The sequence below is a fragment of the Arenibacter sp. P308M17 genome (assembly GCF_003426735.1).
Taxonomy (GTDB): Bacteria; Bacteroidota; Bacteroidia; order Flavobacteriales; family Flavobacteriaceae; genus Arenibacter.
The window spans coordinates 235,043-253,728 of the sequence record NZ_QVON01000006.1 but is presented as its reverse complement, the minus strand read 5'-3'; the positions used below and the strand labels follow the sequence as shown (position 1 = coordinate 253,728).

Annotated in this window: 18 protein-coding genes; 5 read left to right on the top strand and 13 right to left on the bottom strand. The window is 41.7% G+C overall.

The window, feature by feature from the left end; translation table 11 throughout:
* Positions 1–3: 3 nt before the first annotated feature.
* The 7 genes from murD to mraZ form a co-directional block, all read right to left on the bottom strand.
* Positions 4–1,338, bottom strand: coding sequence for a UDP-N-acetylmuramoyl-L-alanine--D-glutamate ligase (gene murD / locus D0S24_RS15585; protein ID WP_117020749.1), 1,335 nt, complete (start codon positions 1,336–1,338; stop codon positions 4–6).
* 1 nt (position 1,339) lies between these two features.
* Entirely contained in the window at positions 1,340–2,563 is a 1,224-nt protein-coding gene (gene mraY / locus D0S24_RS15580; protein ID WP_117020748.1) for a phospho-N-acetylmuramoyl-pentapeptide-transferase, read from the bottom strand.
* Positions 2,564–2,616: 53 nt separating this feature from the next.
* Positions 2,617–4,080, bottom strand: a complete 1,464-nt coding sequence (locus D0S24_RS15575; protein ID WP_117020747.1) for a UDP-N-acetylmuramoyl-L-alanyl-D-glutamate--2,6-diaminopimelate ligase — start codon at positions 4,078–4,080, stop codon at positions 2,617–2,619.
* On the bottom strand, positions 4,077–6,083 hold the full coding sequence (locus D0S24_RS15570; RefSeq protein WP_117020746.1) for a penicillin-binding protein: 2,007 nt from the start codon (positions 6,081–6,083) through the stop codon (positions 4,077–4,079). The genes D0S24_RS15575 and D0S24_RS15570 overlap by 4 nt, the downstream gene beginning before the upstream one ends.
* Positions 6,083–6,406, bottom strand: a complete 324-nt coding sequence (locus D0S24_RS15565) for an FtsL-like putative cell division protein (protein WP_117020745.1) — start codon at positions 6,404–6,406, stop codon at positions 6,083–6,085. The genes D0S24_RS15570 and D0S24_RS15565 overlap by 1 nt, the downstream gene beginning before the upstream one ends.
* 90 nt (positions 6,407–6,496) lie before the next feature.
* A complete protein-coding gene (rsmH, locus tag D0S24_RS15560) occupies positions 6,497–7,393 on the bottom strand; it encodes a 16S rRNA (cytosine(1402)-N(4))-methyltransferase RsmH (RefSeq protein WP_117020744.1) in 897 nt (298 codons plus the stop codon).
* A complete protein-coding gene (gene mraZ, locus D0S24_RS15555; protein ID WP_117020743.1) occupies positions 7,380–7,844 on the bottom strand; it encodes a division/cell wall cluster transcriptional repressor MraZ in 465 nt (154 codons plus the stop codon). The genes rsmH and mraZ overlap by 14 nt, the downstream gene beginning before the upstream one ends.
* 266 nt (positions 7,845–8,110) lie before the next feature.
* Between mraZ and D0S24_RS15550 the strand changes: the two genes are divergently transcribed.
* Together D0S24_RS15550 and yihA are read left to right on the top strand one after the other, a co-directional pair.
* Positions 8,111–8,875 carry an alpha/beta fold hydrolase gene (locus tag D0S24_RS15550; protein WP_117020742.1) on the top strand — a complete coding sequence of 255 codons (765 nt, stop codon included), beginning with the start codon at positions 8,111–8,113 and terminating at the stop codon, positions 8,873–8,875.
* Positions 8,876–8,912: 37 nt separating this feature from the next.
* Positions 8,913–9,527 (top strand): ribosome biogenesis GTP-binding protein YihA/YsxC, encoded by a 615-nt coding sequence (gene yihA / locus D0S24_RS15545; protein ID WP_117020741.1) that lies wholly within the window; start codon positions 8,913–8,915, stop codon positions 9,525–9,527.
* Between the two features lie 148 nt (positions 9,528–9,675).
* Here yihA and gldC read toward each other — a convergent pair whose 3' ends face one another.
* A complete protein-coding gene (gldC, locus tag D0S24_RS15540; RefSeq protein ID WP_117020740.1) occupies positions 9,676–10,011 on the bottom strand; it encodes a gliding motility protein GldC in 336 nt (111 codons plus the stop codon).
* Positions 10,012–10,038: 27 nt separating this feature from the next.
* On the bottom strand, positions 10,039–11,004 hold the full coding sequence (gene gldB / locus D0S24_RS15535; protein WP_117020739.1) for a gliding motility lipoprotein GldB: 966 nt from the start codon (positions 11,002–11,004) through the stop codon (positions 10,039–10,041).
* Between the two features lie 93 nt (positions 11,005–11,097).
* On the opposite strand from gldB, the gene nadE reads away from it, so the two are divergent.
* Complete coding sequence (gene nadE, locus D0S24_RS15530; RefSeq protein WP_117020738.1) at positions 11,098–11,886, top strand: NAD(+) synthase; 789 nt, start codon at positions 11,098–11,100, stop codon at positions 11,884–11,886.
* Between the two features lie 169 nt (positions 11,887–12,055).
* Positions 12,056–12,685: a response regulator transcription factor gene (locus D0S24_RS15525; protein ID WP_117020737.1), complete on the top strand. Its 630-nt coding sequence runs from the start codon at positions 12,056–12,058 to the stop codon at positions 12,683–12,685.
* Between the two features lie 188 nt (positions 12,686–12,873).
* On the opposite strand, the gene dnaG is transcribed toward D0S24_RS15525, so the two are convergent.
* Positions 12,874–14,853, bottom strand: coding sequence for a DNA primase (gene dnaG / locus D0S24_RS15520; protein WP_117020736.1), 1,980 nt, complete (start codon positions 14,851–14,853; stop codon positions 12,874–12,876).
* A 125-nt stretch (positions 14,854–14,978) separates the two neighbouring features.
* Between dnaG and D0S24_RS15515 the strand changes: the two genes are divergently transcribed.
* Positions 14,979–15,245: a zinc-ribbon domain-containing protein gene (locus D0S24_RS15515; RefSeq protein WP_117020735.1), complete on the top strand. Its 267-nt coding sequence runs from the start codon at positions 14,979–14,981 to the stop codon at positions 15,243–15,245.
* Positions 15,246–15,324: 79 nt separating this feature from the next.
* Here D0S24_RS15515 and D0S24_RS15510 read toward each other — a convergent pair whose 3' ends face one another.
* The 3 genes from D0S24_RS15510 to queA all read right to left on the bottom strand — a co-directional run bounded on the left by D0S24_RS15510 (position 15,325) and on the right by queA (position 18,643).
* Positions 15,325–16,302, bottom strand: a complete 978-nt coding sequence (locus tag D0S24_RS15510; RefSeq protein ID WP_117020734.1) for a polyprenyl synthetase family protein — start codon at positions 16,300–16,302, stop codon at positions 15,325–15,327.
* Positions 16,303–16,471: 169 nt separating this feature from the next.
* A complete protein-coding gene (gene rlmN / locus D0S24_RS15505) occupies positions 16,472–17,518 on the bottom strand; it encodes a 23S rRNA (adenine(2503)-C(2))-methyltransferase RlmN (protein WP_117020733.1) in 1,047 nt (348 codons plus the stop codon).
* Positions 17,519–17,593: 75 nt separating this feature from the next.
* Positions 17,594–18,643, bottom strand: coding sequence for a tRNA preQ1(34) S-adenosylmethionine ribosyltransferase-isomerase QueA (queA, locus tag D0S24_RS15500; protein ID WP_117020732.1), 1,050 nt, complete (start codon positions 18,641–18,643; stop codon positions 17,594–17,596).
* Positions 18,644–18,686: the final 43 nt, after the last annotated feature.

The following is an 18,686-nucleotide window of genomic DNA, read 5'->3' as shown; positions in this document are numbered from 1 at the left end:
CCTTTATAATTTTTTTATTGCTTCTTTAAACTGATTTCCCCTATCCTCATAATTCTTGAAAAGATCGAAACTGGCACAGGCCGGGGAAAGCAATACCGTATCTCCCCGCTCCGCTATCTTATAGGCCACCTTTACGGCCTCCTCCATTGCAAATGTTTCCACCATCAGGTCTACCACATTGCCAAAGGCATCCTTTATTTTGGTATTATCGGTCCCCAAACATATAATGGCCTTTACCTTTTCTCTTACCAAAGGCATTAACTCCCTGTAATCGTTCCCTTTATCCACCCCCCCTACAATCCACACCGTAGGTGTTTTCATACTATCCAAGGCGTAGTAGGCAGCATTTACATTGGTGGCTTTAGAATCGTTGATATATTGTACATGATGAATTTTTAATACTTTTTCCAACCTATGCTCCGCCCCCTGAAAGTTTTCTATACTTCTTCGTATTGTCTCCTTTCTAATACTAATGAGTTTAGCCGCCGTTGTGGCAGCCATGGTATTCTTTACATTGTGTTTCCCTTCCAAAGCCAAAGCATCTGTAGTCATTTCTATAGTGTTATTGTGTGTCTTAATAATTATTTTATCATTCTCCAAATAGGCCCCTTCATCCAATATTTTTTTGAGGGAAAAGGGCAATAATTTTGATCGGACCGGGTTTTTTTGCAGCCACTGGACTATTACTTCATCGTCGGCATCATATATTAAATAATCTTCCTTGGTCTGGTTTTTTGCAATTCTAAACTTGGAGGCTATATAATTCTCAAATTTGTAATCGTATCTATCCAAATGATCTGGAGTTATATTGGTAAGGATGGCTATATGTGGCCTAAAATCCACTATCCCGTCCAATTGAAAACTACTTATCTCCAGCACATAGAAATCAAAGTCCTTTTCTGCGACCATCTTGGCATAACTATCACCTATATTCCCTGCCATTCCCACATGTAGCCCGCCTTCTTTTAATATGTGGTTCGTCAGCATGGTGGTGGTGGTCTTACCATTGCTACCGGTAATCCCAATTAGGGTTGCCTTGGTATACCTTGAGGCAAACTCGATTTCCGAAATAATAGGAACCCCGGCATCCCTGAGCTTTACCGCCAAAGGAACCGAATCCGGAATACCGGGACTTTTCATGACCAGATCGGCATTCAATATCTTTTCCTCTGTATGTTGCCCTTCTTCCCAATCAATCTCAAAATGTTCAAGAACTTTTCTATATTCCTCTTTTATCATCCCCTTATCGGAGACAAATACTTCAAAACCTTCCTTTTTGCCCAAGATCGCCGTCCCTACGCCACTTTCTCCCCCTCCCAAAACAACCAAGCGCCCCATACTACCGTACCTTTAAGGTTACAATGGTTATCACCGCCAATAGAATCCCGACCACCCAGAATCGGGTCACTATTTTACTTTCATGGTATCCTTTTTTCTGATAATGATGATGTAATGGTGCCATTAGGAAAATCCTTTTTCCCTCTCCAGACCTCTTTTTTGTATACTTGAAGTAACCCACCTGCAGCATTACGGAAATGGACTCTGCAAAGAAAATCCCGCACAAAACAGGTATCAACAATTCCTTTCGTATAATGATTGCTATCACAGCGATTATCCCTCCAATGGTCAAACTACCCGTATCGCCCATAAAAACAGTTGCCGGATAGGCGTTGTACCAAAGAAATCCGACCAATGCCCCCACAAAGGCAGCAATAAATACCACCAGTTCCCCTACCCTAGGAATAAACATAATATCCAGATAATCGGAAAAGATGATGTTGCCCGAAACCAGGGTAAAGATGCCCAATGTAAATACGATAATGGCCGAGGTCCCAGCAGCCAATCCATCTATACCATCGGTCAGATTTGCCCCATTGGAGACCGCGGTTACAATAATTATGATTATGGGAATAAACACCAACCATGCATATTTCTCCATGCCATCTCCCATCCAGGAAATAAAAAGGGCATAATCCAATTCGTTATTTTTGATAAACGGCAAGGTGGTCATGGTAGATTTGATCTCCTTGCCAGATACTTGCTCTATACTATATTCTTGGGCAATTTCCGTCCTGGGCTGCTCCTTCATGGTAACGTCTGGATGAAAATATAAAGTAGCCCCCACCATAAGGCCCAAAACTACCTGGCCAATTACCTTGAACCTTCCTTTTAAACCTTCTTTATCCTTCTTGAAAATTTTGATATAATCATCCACAAAACCTATAATTCCCATCCATATCGTAGTAACTATTAGGAGAATTATATAAATATTATCAAAAAAACGAGCAAACAACAGTACTGGAATCAAAGTGGACATAATAATGATCAACCCACCCATAGTTGGGGTACCCGCCTTCTGTTTTTGCCCTTCCAGGCCAAGGTCCCTTACCGTTTCCCCAATTTGTTTATGCCTTAGATAATTAATAATTCTTTTTCCATAAACCGTAGCCAATAACAAGGATAGCATTACTGCCATTGCCGCCCTGAACGTGATAAATTGGAAAAGCCCCGCCCCTGGCAGTTGATAGTGTTTTTCCAAATATTCGAACAAATAGTACAGCATTCCCGGGTTTATTATTTTTTGTTATTCACTTTCATTAGAGACCTTCCAAAAGGTTATTTATTCAAGTCGGCCAACAATTCCTTTACAATTTTAAAATCATCAAAATCCTCCCTAACCCCATTAGCTTCCTGATAGGTCTCATGGCCTTTGCCTGCCACGAGAATAATATCATGGGCAGCAGCCAGTTGACAAGCGGTCTTGATAGCCTGTTTACGATTTACGATGGACAATGTTTTGTTTACATTTTGGGCTTCCACTCCGGCTTCCATCTCCTCTATAATTTCCGTTGGCGACTCCGACCTAGGGTTATCGGAAGTGAAAATGACCTTATTGCTCAATGTTGTTGCGATATGACCCATAACCGGACGCTTAGACTTATCTCTGTCACCACCACACCCCACGACGGTGATGACATTTTCATTTCCAGTCCTCAATGTATTGATTGTATCAAGCACATTTTTCAAGGCATCCGGTGTATGGGCATAATCAACAATAGCTGTAATTCTTTCTTTTGATATATAATACTGAAACCTTCCATCCACATTTTCCAACTCACTTAGTAGACGAAGAATTTCAAGTTTTTCCAATCCCAATAAATCAGCAGTGGCGTATATTGCCAACATATTATAGGCATTAAAATCCCCGATCAATTTGGACCAAACCTCCTTGTCATTGATCTTTAATAATTGGCCGTTAAATTGGTTCTCCAATATCTTGGCCCTATAATCGGCATAGGATTTTAGGGCGTAGGTACACTTTCTTGCCGCTGTGTTCTGCAACATCACCAAGCCGTTCTTATCATCTATATTGGTAAGGGCAAAGGCCTTTTTGGACAACTGATCGAACAACTTTTTCTTGGTATCCCTATAATCGGAAAATGTTTTGTGGTAATCCAAATGATCATGGGTAAGGTTGGTGAAAATAGCCCCTTCAAACACCAATCCTTCCGTTCTTTTTTGATGTATTCCATGGGAACTGACCTCCATAAAACAATACTCTACCCCTGCATGGTTCATCAAATGCAAGTACTTATTGATCGTTAAGGCATCCGGAGTGGTATGGGTGGTAGCGTACTCCTTATTATCTACCATTATCCTAATGGTGGAAATTAATCCTACCTTAAAACCGGCCTTCTTAAACAATTGATATAGCAAGCTACTAATAGTGGTCTTTCCGTTGGTCCCGGTTACCCCTACCAATTTCAAATTTTTGGAGGGATTCCCGTAATAGTTGGATGCCATAATGGCCAAAGCCTTATTCCCGTTATCCACTTCCACATAGGTTATTCCATTATCCATCTTCCCGGGAAGCACTTCGCAGATTATGGATTTTGCCCCGGAAGCGATGGCCCTGTCTATGTACTCATGACCATCCACAACAAGCCCCTTTATAGCCACAAAAACATCATCCTTCCCCACTTTTCTGGAATCGAAACATATATGGTTTACCATGATGGATGTGGATCCACTTACCGCAGAAAGACCAACACCGTACAATATGTCCTTTAGCGTCTTCATGATAGTACCAATACGATTTTATTGACCTTTTTCAGATCCGTTCCTTTAGCAATGGATTGTTTCTTCACCTTACCGTTCCCCTTTACCTCCACTTCGATCCCTAAATTTTCAAGGATGGATACGGCATCCATACCGCTCATACCTTCCACATTTGGGAGTTCATCATATTTTCTATTGGAAGCTGCAAAATATTTTTGAAAATCCTTTTCCAAGTTCTTGTTTTCTGCTTCATTAATATCCACCTCATCCACCACAGGAGAGCTAGCGTAAATCTTTTGGGCAACGGATTTAAATACTGGACCGGATACATCGGCACCATAATAACCCACGCTCTTGTCCGGCTCATGTATCACCACAATACAGGAATATTTTGGGTTGTCCGCAGGAAAGTAACCCGCAAAAGTGGAAATATACTTCATCACCTCCGGATCTTTGGAGACATAGTTCTTCTGTGTAGTCCCCGTTTTTCCCGCCATTGAAAAATTGGGCGAATACAGCCCATGCCCTGTCCCGTGCTTTTTTTCCACAACGTCCTTTAACAATTGCTGCACCTTGAGCGCGGTTTCCTTGGAACAGATGGACGGATTGATAACTTCTTTCTCAAAATTCAAAATGGTTTTGTCCCACTCTTTCACCGCCTTAATAAGTCTGGGCTTTAACATCTCCCCATCATTGGCAATGGCATTATAAAAAGTCAGGGTCTGCAATGGGGTAAGTGAAACTTCATACCCATGGGACATCCATGCCAAGGAAACCCCGGACCAACCTTTGTCCCCAGGATAACGGATTACAGGTTTCCCCTCCCCTTTAACCGGCAACCCCAATTCCCTGTGAAGATTCATATTCATGAGACGGTTGACAAATTTTTCCGGATTGTCCTTATAATTATTATTGATAATTTTTGCAAAAGCGGTATTGGAAGACACCTCAAATGCCTTGGCAGCGGATATCTTGCCATACCCACCGTGTTTGGAGTCCCTAACCGTCCTGTTATAGACCTTAAAAGTGCCATTTTCCGTGTCTATTACCGTACTGGTATCTATCACCTTATCCTCCAAGGCTACGACCATGGACATTAGCTTAAAAGTGGACCCAGGTTCGTGCGACTCCCCAATGGCATAATTAAGTCGCTCATAATACTTGCCCTCACTGGTCCTTCCCAAATTGGATATGGCCTTGACCTCACCTGTCTTGGTCTCCATAACGATTACACAGCCATGCTCCGCATTGTACTTTTCCAGCTGCCCCAATAAGGCATGATGTGCTATATCCTGTATGTTGATGTCTATAGTGGAAACCACATCGTACCCATCCTTGGGCTCCACAATATTATCCCAGCCGATCGGCTTCCATTGCCCCTTGGCAATTTTTTGTTTCAATCTCTTCCCCTCTACCCCTCTAAGGTATTGTCCGAAAGCCCCTTCCAATCCAACCCTGGTATAGTATCCGTCCTCATCTACCCTTTCATACCCAACACTCCGCTCAGCGATCTTCCCCAAGGGATGTTCACGCACAATTTTTTGCTCAATAATGAGTCCCCCTTTATAAGGCCCCTTATTAAAAAGTGGAAACTGTTTTACGGCCACATATTCCGAATAATCCAAATTTCTGGCAATCAGAGCATATCTGTTCTTATTTACCTTGGCCTTTCTTAACAATTGCTGGTAATGGGAAGAGGTATTGCCCAGCAATTTTGCCAAGGCATCGGACAAGGGCTTTACATTTTCCTCAAAATCCCTTTTCCCAACGGTTTCAGCATCAAATCGTATGGTATATCTGGATACAGAAGTTGCCAACAAACTGCCGTCATCGGAATATAGATTCCCTCTCTTTGGGGCAATAGTGAACATTTTCTCCGTGCGATCCATGGCCAGTTTACGATACTTTTCCCCTTCCACCATCTGTATGCTCACCAATTTGACCAAAACGGCAATTGCGAACAGAAATAGGAATCCCGCCACAATATATAATCTGGTCAATATGTTTTTCTCAGTTACAGGCACTATTTTTCGGTTTCGGTTTTAACTTTTATTTTTTTGGGAGGAGTATCCGATGGCAATAAACCATCTTGCTCCAATATTCTCAATACGGTGGACTCCAATTTTAACTCCTGCATATCGGAGCGGACATCCACAAACTCGCTCCGTAATTCTTTGACCTGCTCATCGAGGGCCGCAATTTTATGGACTTTTCCATCCGCACTATGGGAACTGGCAATCATCACCGTTGCCAAAAAGGAAACATAAATGATAAACATCCAGTTCTTGGGAGCACCACCGCTCACCAAAAACTTTCCTTTTAATATGTCCAGAATCCCTTTTCTCATTACTTATTACTTATATATTATCCAACCAAATTATACCAATGCACTACGTTAGACGCACAAGGAATAATGCTTTATTCCGCTCCATTAACATTAAACCAACTCGGCTATCCTCAGCTTGGCACTTCTCGCCCTATTGTTCCGCTTTATCTCTTCTTTGGAAGGGACCAGCAAACCTCCAACTTTTTTCATAGGGACTTCCAAATTCCCATAAAAATCCTTTTCCGGCTCTCCCTCAAACTGTCCGGCCCTTATAAATCGCTTCACCAGCCTATCTTCCAAGGAATGGTAACTTATAACACTCAACCTACCTCCTTCGTTCAACAATTCCGGTACCTGCAATAAAAACTCCTTTATCACTTGTATTTCCTGGTTCACTTCTATCCTTATCGCCTGATAGATCTGGGCCAAAATCTTATGCTCCCTATGCTTTGGCAGATATTGGCCAAGAACTTCCTTCAATTGATCGGTAGTCTTTATAGGGTCGATTTCCCGCTGCCCTACAATGGTTTTTGCCATAGCGTTGGCATTCCTTAAGTCACCATATTGAAAAAGCACTCTACTCAGCTCCCCATAGTCATAGACATTTACCACATCAAAGGCTGAAACCTGGTTCTTCTTACTCATTCGCATATCCAGATCAGCATCAAAACGAGTAGAAAAACCCCTCTCCGCCTGATCGAATTGATGCGACGACACCCCAAAATCGGCCAATATTCCATCCACCTTCCTTATGCCATAGAACTTCAAAAACTGTTTTATATACCTAAAATTTTCATTGATCAACTGAAAGCGGCCATCATCAATAGCATTGGGCAAGGCATCTTCGTCCTGATCAAATGCCAAAAGCCTACCATTTTCCCCCAGCCTTTTCAATATCTCCCTGGAATGTCCGCCGCCACCAAAGGTCACATCCACATAAATCCCATCAGGCTTTATATTCAACCCCTCAACGGACTCTTTCAACAAAACGGGGCTATGATAGGTCATCGTCGTCATCTCCCATTACTTCTTCGGCCAAACTTGCAAAGTCCTCTGCCGTTTCCTCCAATACCTTTTCATAATTGTCCTTGTCCCATATCTCAACAATGTTGATTGCCGAACTCAATACCACCTCTTTCGTAATTCCCGCCACGTCCGCCAAATTTTTTGGGATCAACAACCTACCAGTGACATCTATTTCCACCACCTTTACTCCTGCGGAAAACCTTCTAATAAAATCGTTGTTCTTTTTCTTGAACCTGTTCTTTTTGTTCATTTTCTGCATCAACAGATTCCACTCCGCCATGGGATACAGCTCCAAACAAGGCTGAAAAACAGAACGTTTAACCACAAAACCATCATTGATTACAGGAGACATTTGATTTTTAAGCGCCACAGGAAGCATTACCCTTCCCTTGGAATCGGCCTTACAATCATATGTCCCAATGAAGTTGATCACTTAAAGCTGCTGGTTTTTAATTTAATAACTCAAATATATAGAAATTATTACCACTATTTACCACAAAATACCACTTTGTTAATAAATTACCTACTTTATCGACAAACGACACCCTGATTGTGATCGAAAAATTTTTTGGAATTCCTCCGCAAAAAAATCTTTCAACAAAAATTTATCATTAAATATTGCCGTTCCGAAAACTTGCCTATACTTGCATTATATTGAAATGCCTATATTTGCCAACTAAGACCAGAAGCTGTCCTTAAATGGAAAAAAAGATAATTAAAGAGGGGAAATACCGATATATTGAAATGGGTGAAGGAACACCTATTATAATATTACACGGTCTAATGGGGGGATTGAGCAATTTTCATGGGGTCATGAATCATTTTCCGCCCAAGGGATATAAGGTATTGGTCCCCGAGCTTCCAATTTACGATATGCCATTGCTCAAGACCAATGTAATGAACTTTGCTAAATTTTTGCAAGGGTTTATAGAGCACAAGGCCCTTAAAGAGTCAATTCTTCTAGGCAATTCATTAGGCGGGCATATTGGCCTGCTCCATACCAAATTATACCCAAAAAAGGTAAAAGCACTGGTAATTACCGGTAGCTCCGGATTATACGAAAGTGCCATGGGGGATGGTTATCCCAAGCGTGGCGACTATGAGTTTATAAAGAAAAAAGCCCAGGATGTATTTTATGATCCGGAAGTAGCCACCAAGGAAATTGTGGACGAAGTCTTTGCTACTGTGAACGATCGTATTAAACTGGTAAAAACTTTGGCCATTGCAAAAAGTGCCATCAGGCACAATATGTCCAAAGATTTACCACATATGTTTACCCCTACCTGTATAATATGGGGAAAAAACGATAATGTAACACCGCCCAATGTGGCCGAAGAATTCCATGCGCTGCTTCCGGATTCCGATTTATTCTGGATCGAGAAGTGTGGGCATGCCCCAATGATGGAACATCCACAGGAATTCAACACTGTTCTTGACGCCTGGCTGGTAAAAAGAAATTTCTAATTGCTGGTCAAGACCTGTAACCTTTAAAAACGAACCAATGAAAATTAAGTCGGCCGACTTCGTCATGAGCAATTCCAACGTAGCAAATTGCCCAAAGGATCATTTGCCGGAATACGCATTTATTGGTCGCTCCAATGTTGGAAAGTCCTCCTTGATCAATATGCTCACCCAAAGAAAAAATTTGGCCAAAACATCTGGAAGACCTGGAAAGACTCAACTTATAAATCACTTTAAAATAAACGAAAATTGGTTTTTGGTAGATTTACCTGGTTATGGCTATGCCCGTGTATCCAAAAAGGACAAGAAAACCTTTCAAAAATATATTACCGATTACTTTTTAGAACGTCAGCAATTGGTATGTGCCTTTGTTTTGATCGATATAAGGCACGAACCCCAAAAGGTGGACATGGAATTTCTGGAATGGATGGGAGAAAACCGGATTCCGTTTTCCATGATCTTTACCAAAGCGGACAAACTGAAACCAAAGGCCATAGAAAACCACGTAAACGCCTATATTAAAGAATTAATGGAAGGGGTTTGGGAAGAGGCTCCCCATTATTTTGTCACTTCTTCATCCAATGGTATGGGCCAGGAAGAATTGCTTGGCTTTATTGATAATTTAAACTCCAATTTTTTCAAGGCCATAAATTAGTGTACTGCTAAGCGTGAAAGTTCTTCCCGACTCCGCAGGCACGGGCGTGACACCTGCGCTAGCGGGAGATTAAATAGTCTTCAGTTGGCAGTGACAGTTGGCAGCTTTAAAGTTCAAAGTTTCAGGCCCAAAGTTCAACCTAAGGCAACTATTTTTTCAATTCCAATTTTTCTGCAAAATAATTACAGAAATCCTTCATAGTGGCCGTCATTTTTTCATCCTGCGTAGCCTTCATAAAAGTATCGGATAGGGAAACAAGGGTTTGGTGGAAAAAAACTTTCATTTCATCAACCGGCATGTCCTTTGTCCATAGATCGATCTTTAAGGATTCCTGGTTTTTACTGTCCCAAACGGACAATAGCATTGCCTTGGCCTTTTCATTGACTATGCCCCCATCTTGCGCAGACCACCTGAGCTCTTCGGGAACCCTATTTTCATCCAATCCGACCCTTAACGTAATTTCCGATGTATGCAGTTTTGCCATTGTATAATTTTTTATTTGTATTGTCCTTTACAGTTTTCTAGGTTTATATCCGGACCTTTTAAAAAGCTCCTCCTCGGGGAGGGTCAACATTTCCTTTAAATTAATCGTATTGTTCTCCATGAAGGCCTTGACGATTTGCCAACCCATATACCGCCCAATTTTACCGGGCGATTCATTATCCAATTCCAATTCAAACTTCGAAAAAGGAGCCGGATCCAGAAATCGAGGGCCCAATTTACTGTTGGTACTGTACAGCAATTCGCGTTCAATAAAGTAGCGCCAAATCTGTTCCTCGTTGGCTATGGCCCAATCCAATTCCTCTGGTGTATAGCCCATAATGACAGCTTCATTTTTTTGGGGCATAAGCTTCTCCATTAAATAAAGTTCTTTGCCATAATAAACAAGTTGCGATAAAAAGGTACGGTCTCGCGGGGGCACTATAGCGGTTTTGGCAAAGGCACTGGCCACGTCCCTGGTTAAAAACTTCTTATCCAGATCATTGGCGATATATTTGGAAATACCCTGATAAAATTTATGGGTACCCCCCAAATAATTATCAAGGCCAACAAGAAGTAAGCTATCCGTTAAGATAACTCGATAGTTGTACTCCACATCATTGGTTAGTGTAAGAACCTCCGGAACCCTAAATTTAGGAAAGTAATATTTTATATACTTGAACAACCACTCCAAATCCTCCTTTTCACTTTTAAAATCGGGGAAAGATTTTCCAACCTCCTCCATAACTTCCATTTGCAGGGTATCCTGCAATTTGGCCACCCATATGCTATCCGGATAATTGGCAGGGAATAGATAGGGGTACTTTTCTTTCAACTTTGGAATATCCAAAGGTTTTGCTTCGGCAAATTCCCTATCAAACCTGTTCACCTTTACATCTACATTTATTTTGGCGACCTCATTGGCCAAATTATCGCCGCCATCACAACTGCAAAAAATAATAATTGGGATCAAAACAAGGATTATGGCCTTTCGCATTGTAAAGTAATTCGGTTAATGTTTTTAATATTGAACTCTAGGCTTTATTTTTACGGTGCAAAGTTAAGTTTTTAAACCTTATAAATTGTTCATATGCAGACCGAAAAAGTTATTGGCCACATTGTAACATGGTTGCAGGAATATGCCAATAAAGCAAATATTGAAGGCTTTGTAATTGGAATTTCGGGTGGTATAGATTCCGCTGTAACCTCTACCCTATGTGCAAGGACGGGACTACAACTTTTATGTCTGGAAATGCCCATACACCAGGCCGAAAGCCAAGTTACCAGGGCTTCTGAGCATATAAAATGGCTTAAAGGACACTACCCCAATGTTGAAAGTTTAGAGGTAAACCTTACGCCCACATTTGATAGTTTGGTAAATGCATTGCCCAAAGTTGACAATGAGGAAGATAGATTTATGTCCTTGGCAAACACTAGGGCCAGGTTAAGAATGACCACCCTGTATTACTTTGCCGCCTTGAACAAGTTGCTAGTGGCGGGAACCGGAAACAAGGTGGAGGATTTTGGCGTAGGCTTCTATACGAAATATGGGGATGGTGGGGTGGATATAAGTCCCATCGCCGATCTACTTAAAACCGAGGTATATGGGATTGCCAAGGTGCTGGGCATTAATGAAGACATTATTAAGGCGGCTCCCACAGATGGGCTATGGGGCGATGACAGAACGGACGAAGATCAAATTGGGGCGTCCTATCCAGAATTGGAGTGGGCCATGCAAATGGATGAAAAAGGAATAGTGGATACGGATTTTTCGGATAGGCAAAAAGAAGTTTTTCGGATATACAAAAGATTTAACCGTACCAACCACCATAAGATGGTACCAATTCCCGTTTGTGAAATTCCAAATTCGTTAAAATGAACCTCTCACCTAGGAACCAAGTGATTAAATCGAAAAAACATGTAAAAATTTTTGATTTCGGATAAAAAAATGAAGCTTTGTTTACCTAATTAGATATTTTAACCCTACATTGCATGTCAGTATTTTTAGACATGATTATTGATGTTGAAATCTAGAAAAATAACCTAAAATGATCAAAATTTTAATTGCCGATAATCATCCCATAGTACGGATGGGCGTAAAACAAGTCTTGGATTCGGTATCGGATATCCAAGTTATCGCCGATGCATCTACCACCACGGAATTATTCCATAAGCTGGAACTTTTTAATCCGGACGTGATTCTTCTGGAAATGGATATTCCGGAAATTAATGGCATTGCTACCCTTAGAAAAATAAAAAAGGAGTACCCTCACATAAAGGTTTTGATCTATAGCGGTCAATCTGAGGATGTTTATGCCCTGAGTACCATCCGTGCCGGTGCATTTGGTTACCTTTCCAAAACATCGGAAATAGACTATATTATCAGTGCTATACGAAAAGTTAGCGAAGGCAATATGTTTATTACCAACGAATTGGCGCAACGCCTTGCTTTTGACGAAGGCACACAAAAACCAAGAAGGTTCTTTAGAAAGCTTTCCACAAGGGAGGTAGAGGTCCTAAAGCTCCTCGCCAGTGGAAAGCGAAATAAAGAGGTGGCCCAAGGCCTGGACCTGAACGAAAAAACGGTAAGTACCTATAAAGCGCGCTTAATGCGTAAACTAAACGTTGACAATTTAGTGGATTTGTTGCAGCAGGCCAAAGCTCTGGAACTGTACTAGTGTTAGTCAACGTGATTGACTTCTCGACTCCGCTCGAAGTGACTATCGATTGTCCGGTCGAGGATCCCGATAGCTATCGGGAGAGACCTGAATTCAATGACAAAATATACTTAAAATAACAATACAACAGCTAATAAAAAAAGACCGATTTCCTTACCATAGGACTTCGGTCTTTTTTTATCAAATCCCTAGGAAAGAACCCTGTTCAATTTTTTGTTCAGCAATACATTGAGCTGTATATAGTTCATAATCTCTTCCATGGTTTCCATATTTCCGTCCTCATTGTTTATGGTATTCTCCTGTAGGGAACCGATCCGCTTTTTTATCAAATAGCATCTCAGCGTTAAAATGGTTTCGCTCACCAACTGGGAAATCCCTACTTTTTTATCTTTCGGATATATATCCTTTCGTTCCCACTGATGTAGCACGTATTTTTCTTCTTCCATTAGGATAGAGGAAATTTCCGATGCCAGTTCTTGGTCCAAATTCGCCATGAAGCCGGTAATGGAAAATATTTCCTTCCCATTAAGATCTTCCATCAATCTATAATAGATATTTCTGAACTGCTCATTTGCTAGCTCAATTTCATCGTCCTGAAGATCCAGATATATCTTTTCGTATACTTTGGCCTCCAAGGACTCGGGCTCCAGCTCCAGATCGCCCTTTTCGTTTTCCTTTAGGACCAAATCCTCGAATTGCTGTTCCGAGCCCCCATAAAGCAACAACATCTCTATAATTTTGCGCTCCAATTCATATTGCACATCAACCTTCTGCCGCAATGGTTCGTTCCTGACCACATCAAATGCCTGCTGCTCCTGCTTCATCTTTTTATTGGCATCGGACACCTCCTTTTTCCCCATCTGCGCCAGGGTATTGAACAGGACCTCCTCGGAAATATTCATAATCTGCGCACACTCCTGTACATAGATTTCCTTCTGTATCCGGTCCGGGATCTTGGAGATACTATTAACAATATCCCTAACCGTATCCGCCCTTTTAATAGGGTCATTGGCCGCTTCCTGCACCAACAAGGAGGCTTTGAACTGAATAAAATCCTTGGAATTTTCCTGTAGGTAGAGCACTACCTCCCCATAGTCATTGTTTTTGGAAAAACTATCCGGATCCTCTCCTTCCGGAAAGGAACATACCTTTACGTTCATCCCCTGTTCCAGAATTAGATCTATTCCCCTAAGGGATGCCCGTAATCCTGCCGCATCCCCATCGAACAAAACCGTTATATTCTTGGTAAGCCTATTGATCAATCTGATCTGATCCGAGGTCAAGGCCGTACCACTGGAAGAAACTACATTGTGAATACCGCATTGGTGCATCTGGATAACATCCGTATAGCCTTCTACCAAGTAACAATTGTCTTCCTTGGCAATGGCCTGCTTTGCAAAATAAATACCGTACAGTACCTTACTTTTGTGGTAAATGTCGCTTTCCGGGGAGTTTAGATATTTGGCCGCTTTTTTATCGTTCGTCAATATCCTTCCCCCAAAACCCAGCACCCTACCACTCATACTGTGTATGGGAAACATAACACGGCCCTTAAAACGGTCAAAAGTCTTTTGGTTGTCCCCAGCGGCCGTATCCTCCTTGACAATGGTAAGGCCGGTTTTCTCCAAAAAGTTTAATTGATATCCCTTGTCCAGGGCGGCTTTGGTAAAACCGTCCCACTGATCCAGACAATAGCCCAGATCGAACTTCTTGATAGTATCGTCCGTAAATCCGCGTTCCTTAAAATAACTTAAACCAATGGCCTTGCCCTGCTCCCTTTCCCATAAAACTTCAGAGAAATATTTTTTTGCAAATTCGGAAACCAGATACATACTCTCCCGTTCATTGGTCTGTTCCTTTTGCTCGCTGCTGAGTTCCGTTTCCTCAATTTCTATATTGTACTTCCTGGCCAAATATTTTATGGCCTCCGGATAGGAAAAGTGTTCATGTTCCATCAAAAAGGCCACCACGTTCCCCCCTTTGCCACTACTAAAATCTTTCCATATCTGTTTTACCGGGGAGACCATGAAACTGGGACTGCGCTCATCGGTAAAGGGACTTAGTCCCTTAAAGTTGGCACCGGATTTTTTCAATTGTACAAAATCTCCTATCACCTCCTCCAATCGGGCCGTTTCGTATACTTTATCTATGGTGGATTTAGATATCAATCTTTACATTTTTTTCAAGTTAAAGATAGTACTTTAAGGCCTGTTGAAAAAAGGAAAAGCCATCCTTATAAAATAAATATTGGTTAAATTGCAATTTTCATTATAGAAGGATAAACGAACAGGAAATGATATTATTTCTAGGCACCAAACCGGGAAAGACCACTTCAAAATTGCTTCAAAGTGTGGAATGCCCCTATTGCGAAAACAAGGGAACCCTAACAGCGGTTACGGGTACCACCTATTTTCACCTATTCTGGATCTCCCTTTTTGAAGTGGGCACCCATACGACCATTAGCTGCTCCCATTGCAAAAGAACCTATTATAAGGATGAATTTACGGAAGAAATGGAACGCGGCATTGGTACCAGCACAGGCATCGAATCTAAAAACTAAGATCGTTCCGACCACTCTAATATTAAAAATAAAAACGCCATCCCGAAGATATGTTATAATGAATTACGGCAGGCAAGACCTACTTTTTTCGATCTACCACATAGTTCACCATGAGTTTAAGTGAACTTTTATATTCCGAATCCGGATAGGTATCCAACAAGGCCAATGCCTCTTCCTTGTACGCCAACATCTTTTCCACGGCATATTCAAGGCCTCCGTTCATTTTTACAAAGGCGATGACTTCCTTTACCCGCTTTTTATTCTTGTTGTGGTTTTTGATGGAATTGATCAACCATTTTTTTTCGGTCTTGGAACATTGATTAAGTACGTATATCAACGGTAAGGTCATTTTTTGCTCCTTAATATCTATCCCTGTAGGCTTGCCAATTCTTTCCTCCCCGTAATCGAACAGATCATCCTTGATTTGAAAGGCCATACCGATCAACTCCCCAAACTTCCTAAAAGTTTCCACATCCGCGGAATCCGGTTTTACGGAACAGGCCCCCAAACTACAGCAAGCGGCAATCAGGGTGGCCGTCTTCTGCCTTATAATATCGTAATACACCTCCTCGGTAATATCCAAACGCCTCGCCTTTTCAATCTGAAGCAATTCCCCCTCACTCATTTCACGTACGGCTACGGAAATAATGCTGAGAAGATCAAAATCCCCATTGTCTATGGACAATAGAAGCCCTTTTGAAAGTAGGTAGTCGCCCACCAGAACGGCAATCTTATTTTTCCATAGGGCATTTACCGAGAAGAAACCACGACGTTTATTGCTATCGTCCACAACATCGTCATGGACCAGAGTGGCAGTATGTATAAGTTCTATGACCGATGCTCCCCTGTACGTCCTTTCGTTTACCTCTCCGTTATTCAGCAATTTGGCCGTAAGAAATACGAACATTGGGCGCATCTGCTTCCCCTTTCGGTTAACAATATAGTACGTAATCCTATTTAATAAGGCAACCTTGGAAGACATGGATTCATAAAACTTTTTTTCAAAAAGTTCCATTTCCTGATTAATCGGTTCCTTTATTTGGGATACAACTTTCAAGGGATTTTTTGGGCTATTTTGGACTGTTTGTTCAGTTCCGTAAAATTAGGTAAAAAAAGATAGTAATTAACGGCCCGCAATGGTTATGTAACCCTATTTTATAGATTTTGGCGAGTTTGTAGAGGAAATCGGCAAAAACCAAGGTACTTCCCCCCACGATCCGATTTATCTAGGATTTATTGGCCAACTGTCCGCATGCCGCATCAATATCCTTACCCCTGGAACGTCTTACCGTTACCGTTATGCCATTTTTTTCCAGTGTACTTACGTACATTTCAATGGCGGCATTGTTCGCCTGCTTAAATTCCCCATCGTCTATTGGATTGTACTCGATAAGGTTCACCTTGGAAGGGGCAAACCTACAGAAATCTACCAAGGCATCAACATCCCTTCGAGTGTCGTTGATACCCTCCCAGACCACATATTCATAAGTAATCCTACTTTTTGTTTTTTGGTACCAATATTCAAGTGACGCCCTTAGGTCGGTCAAGGTAAAGGTTGCATTGAAGGGCATTATGGAAGTCCTTATTTCCTCTATGGCGGAATGCAGGGAAACCGCCAATTTAAACTTCACTTCCCCGTCCGCCATTTTACGGATCATTTTGGGCACCCCCGAAGTCGAAACGGTTATACGTTTGGGAGACATCCCCAAGCCCTCCGGGGAGGTAATCTTATCGATGGCCAAAAGCACATTGTTATAATTCATTAAGGGCTCTCCCATGCCCATAAACACAATATTGCTCAATGGGCGATCAAAATACAGCCTACTCTCATTGTCTATGGCCACCACTTGGTCATAAATCTCGTCCGGATTAAGGTTTCTCATCCGCTTTAGTCGGGCAGTAGCACAAAATTTACAATCCAAACTACAGCCCACTTGACTGGACACACAGGCGGTAGTTCTTGTTTTTGTGGGGATCAGGACAGATTCTACTATAAGGTCATCGTGCAGGCGGACTGCATTTTTAATAGTGCCGTCGCTACTCCGTTGCATTTGATCTACCTTTATATGGTTGATCACAAAATTATCTTCCAACATCTGCCTTGTCTCCTTGGAAATATTGGTCATATCCGCAAAGGAATGGGCCGCCTTTTGCCACAGCCATTCGTAGACCTGGTTGCCCCTAAAGGCTTTGTCCCCCTGATCTTCAAAAAACGACCTAAGCTGGTCCTTGGTATAGGCCCTTATATCCCTTTTGTTTTTTACAACTTCCACATCCTAAAGATAAAAAATCCCGTCAATCCACAATTATCTGCGCTACTGACGGGATTATAATACTAATTTGTATACTTAAATGATCAACATGGCATCCCCGTAGGAATAAAATTTATATCCTTCCAAGATGGCTTCCTTATATGCCTTTTTCATCAAATCATGTCCCATAAAGGCCGAAACCATCATTAAGAGGGTCGATTTTGGCAGGTGAAAATTGGTCACCATGGCATTGGCAATACTAAAATCGTACGGAGGAAAAACAAACTTGTTCGTCCAACCATCAAAGGTATTCAAGGTCTGTTGCGAGGAGACGGCACTTTCCAAGGCCCTCATTGCAGTGGTCCCTACCGCACAAATACGACGTTTCTTTAGCTTGGCGGCATTAACGATTTCCGTTGCCCTTTCATCTATGATCAATTCCTCACTGTCCATCTTGTGTTTGGAAAGATCCTCAACTTCCACAGGATTAAAAGTTCCCAGACCTACATGTAGGGTCACCTCTGCAAAGTCGATTCCCTTTATTTCCAATCTTTTCAACAAATGTTTGGAAAAATGCAACCCGGCAGTGGGTGCCGCAACGGCACCTTCATGCTTTGCATAAATGGTCTGATATCTTTTCTCGTCCTCGGCCTCCACCTTTCGCTTAATATATTTGGGCAATGGTGTTTCGCCAAGTTCCTTTAGTTTTCTTCTGAAATCGGCATAGGAGCCATCATAAAGGAACCTCAAAGTCCTGCCCCTTGAGGTGGTATTGTCTATCACCTCGGCCACAAGGGTTTCATCATCGCCAAAATAAAGCTTGTTCCCTATTCTTATTTTACGTGCCGGATCTACCAGTACGTCCCAAAGACGTTGTTCCTCATTTAATTCACGCAATAAAAAAACCTCGATCCTTGCACCGGTCTTTTCCTTATTACCATATAATCTAGCAGGAAAAACTTTGGTGTTGTTCAGCACCATAACATCGCCCTCATCAAAATAGTCAATTAGATCCTTGAACATTTTGTGTTCTATTTTTCCTGTACTCCTATGAATGACCATTAGTTTGGACTCATCCCTATTCTCTGCCGGATACTCTGCCAATAATTCATTTGGAAGTTCAAAATTGAAGTGCGATAATTTCATTTAGTATATTCCTTAAATTTAGATTCATGTTTAGCGGCTGCAA

What these genes read in the sequence shown, in the direction of transcription:
- murD (WP_117020749.1), bottom strand. Translation starts at nt 1,338, where the DNA reads ATGGGGCGCTTGGTTGTTTTGGGAGGGGGAGAAAGTGGCGTAGGGACG.
- mraY (WP_117020748.1), bottom strand. Translation starts at nt 2,563, where the DNA reads ATGCTGTACTATTTGTTCGAATATTTGGAAAAACACTATCAACTGCCA.
- D0S24_RS15575 (WP_117020747.1), bottom strand. Translation starts at nt 4,080, where the DNA reads ATGAAGACGCTAAAGGACATATTGTACGGTGTTGGTCTTTCTGCGGTA.
- D0S24_RS15565 (WP_117020745.1), bottom strand. Translation starts at nt 6,406, where the DNA reads ATGAGAAAAGGGATTCTGGACATATTAAAAGGAAAGTTTTTGGTGAGC.
- rsmH (WP_117020744.1), bottom strand. Translation starts at nt 7,393, where the DNA reads ATGACCTATCATAGCCCCGTTTTGTTGAAAGAGTCCGTTGAGGGGTTG.
- D0S24_RS15550 (WP_117020742.1), top strand. Translation starts at nt 8,111, where the DNA reads ATGGAAAAAAAGATAATTAAAGAGGGGAAATACCGATATATTGAAATG.
- yihA (WP_117020741.1), top strand. Translation starts at nt 8,913, where the DNA reads ATGAAAATTAAGTCGGCCGACTTCGTCATGAGCAATTCCAACGTAGCA.
- gldC (WP_117020740.1), bottom strand. Translation starts at nt 10,011, where the DNA reads ATGGCAAAACTGCATACATCGGAAATTACGTTAAGGGTCGGATTGGAT.
- gldB (WP_117020739.1), bottom strand. Translation starts at nt 11,004, where the DNA reads ATGCGAAAGGCCATAATCCTTGTTTTGATCCCAATTATTATTTTTTGC.
- nadE (WP_117020738.1), top strand. Translation starts at nt 11,098, where the DNA reads ATGCAGACCGAAAAAGTTATTGGCCACATTGTAACATGGTTGCAGGAA.
- D0S24_RS15525 (WP_117020737.1), top strand. Translation starts at nt 12,056, where the DNA reads ATGATCAAAATTTTAATTGCCGATAATCATCCCATAGTACGGATGGGC.
- D0S24_RS15515 (WP_117020735.1), top strand. Translation starts at nt 14,979, where the DNA reads ATGATATTATTTCTAGGCACCAAACCGGGAAAGACCACTTCAAAATTG.
- queA (WP_117020732.1), bottom strand. Translation starts at nt 18,643, where the DNA reads ATGAAATTATCGCACTTCAATTTTGAACTTCCAAATGAATTATTGGCA.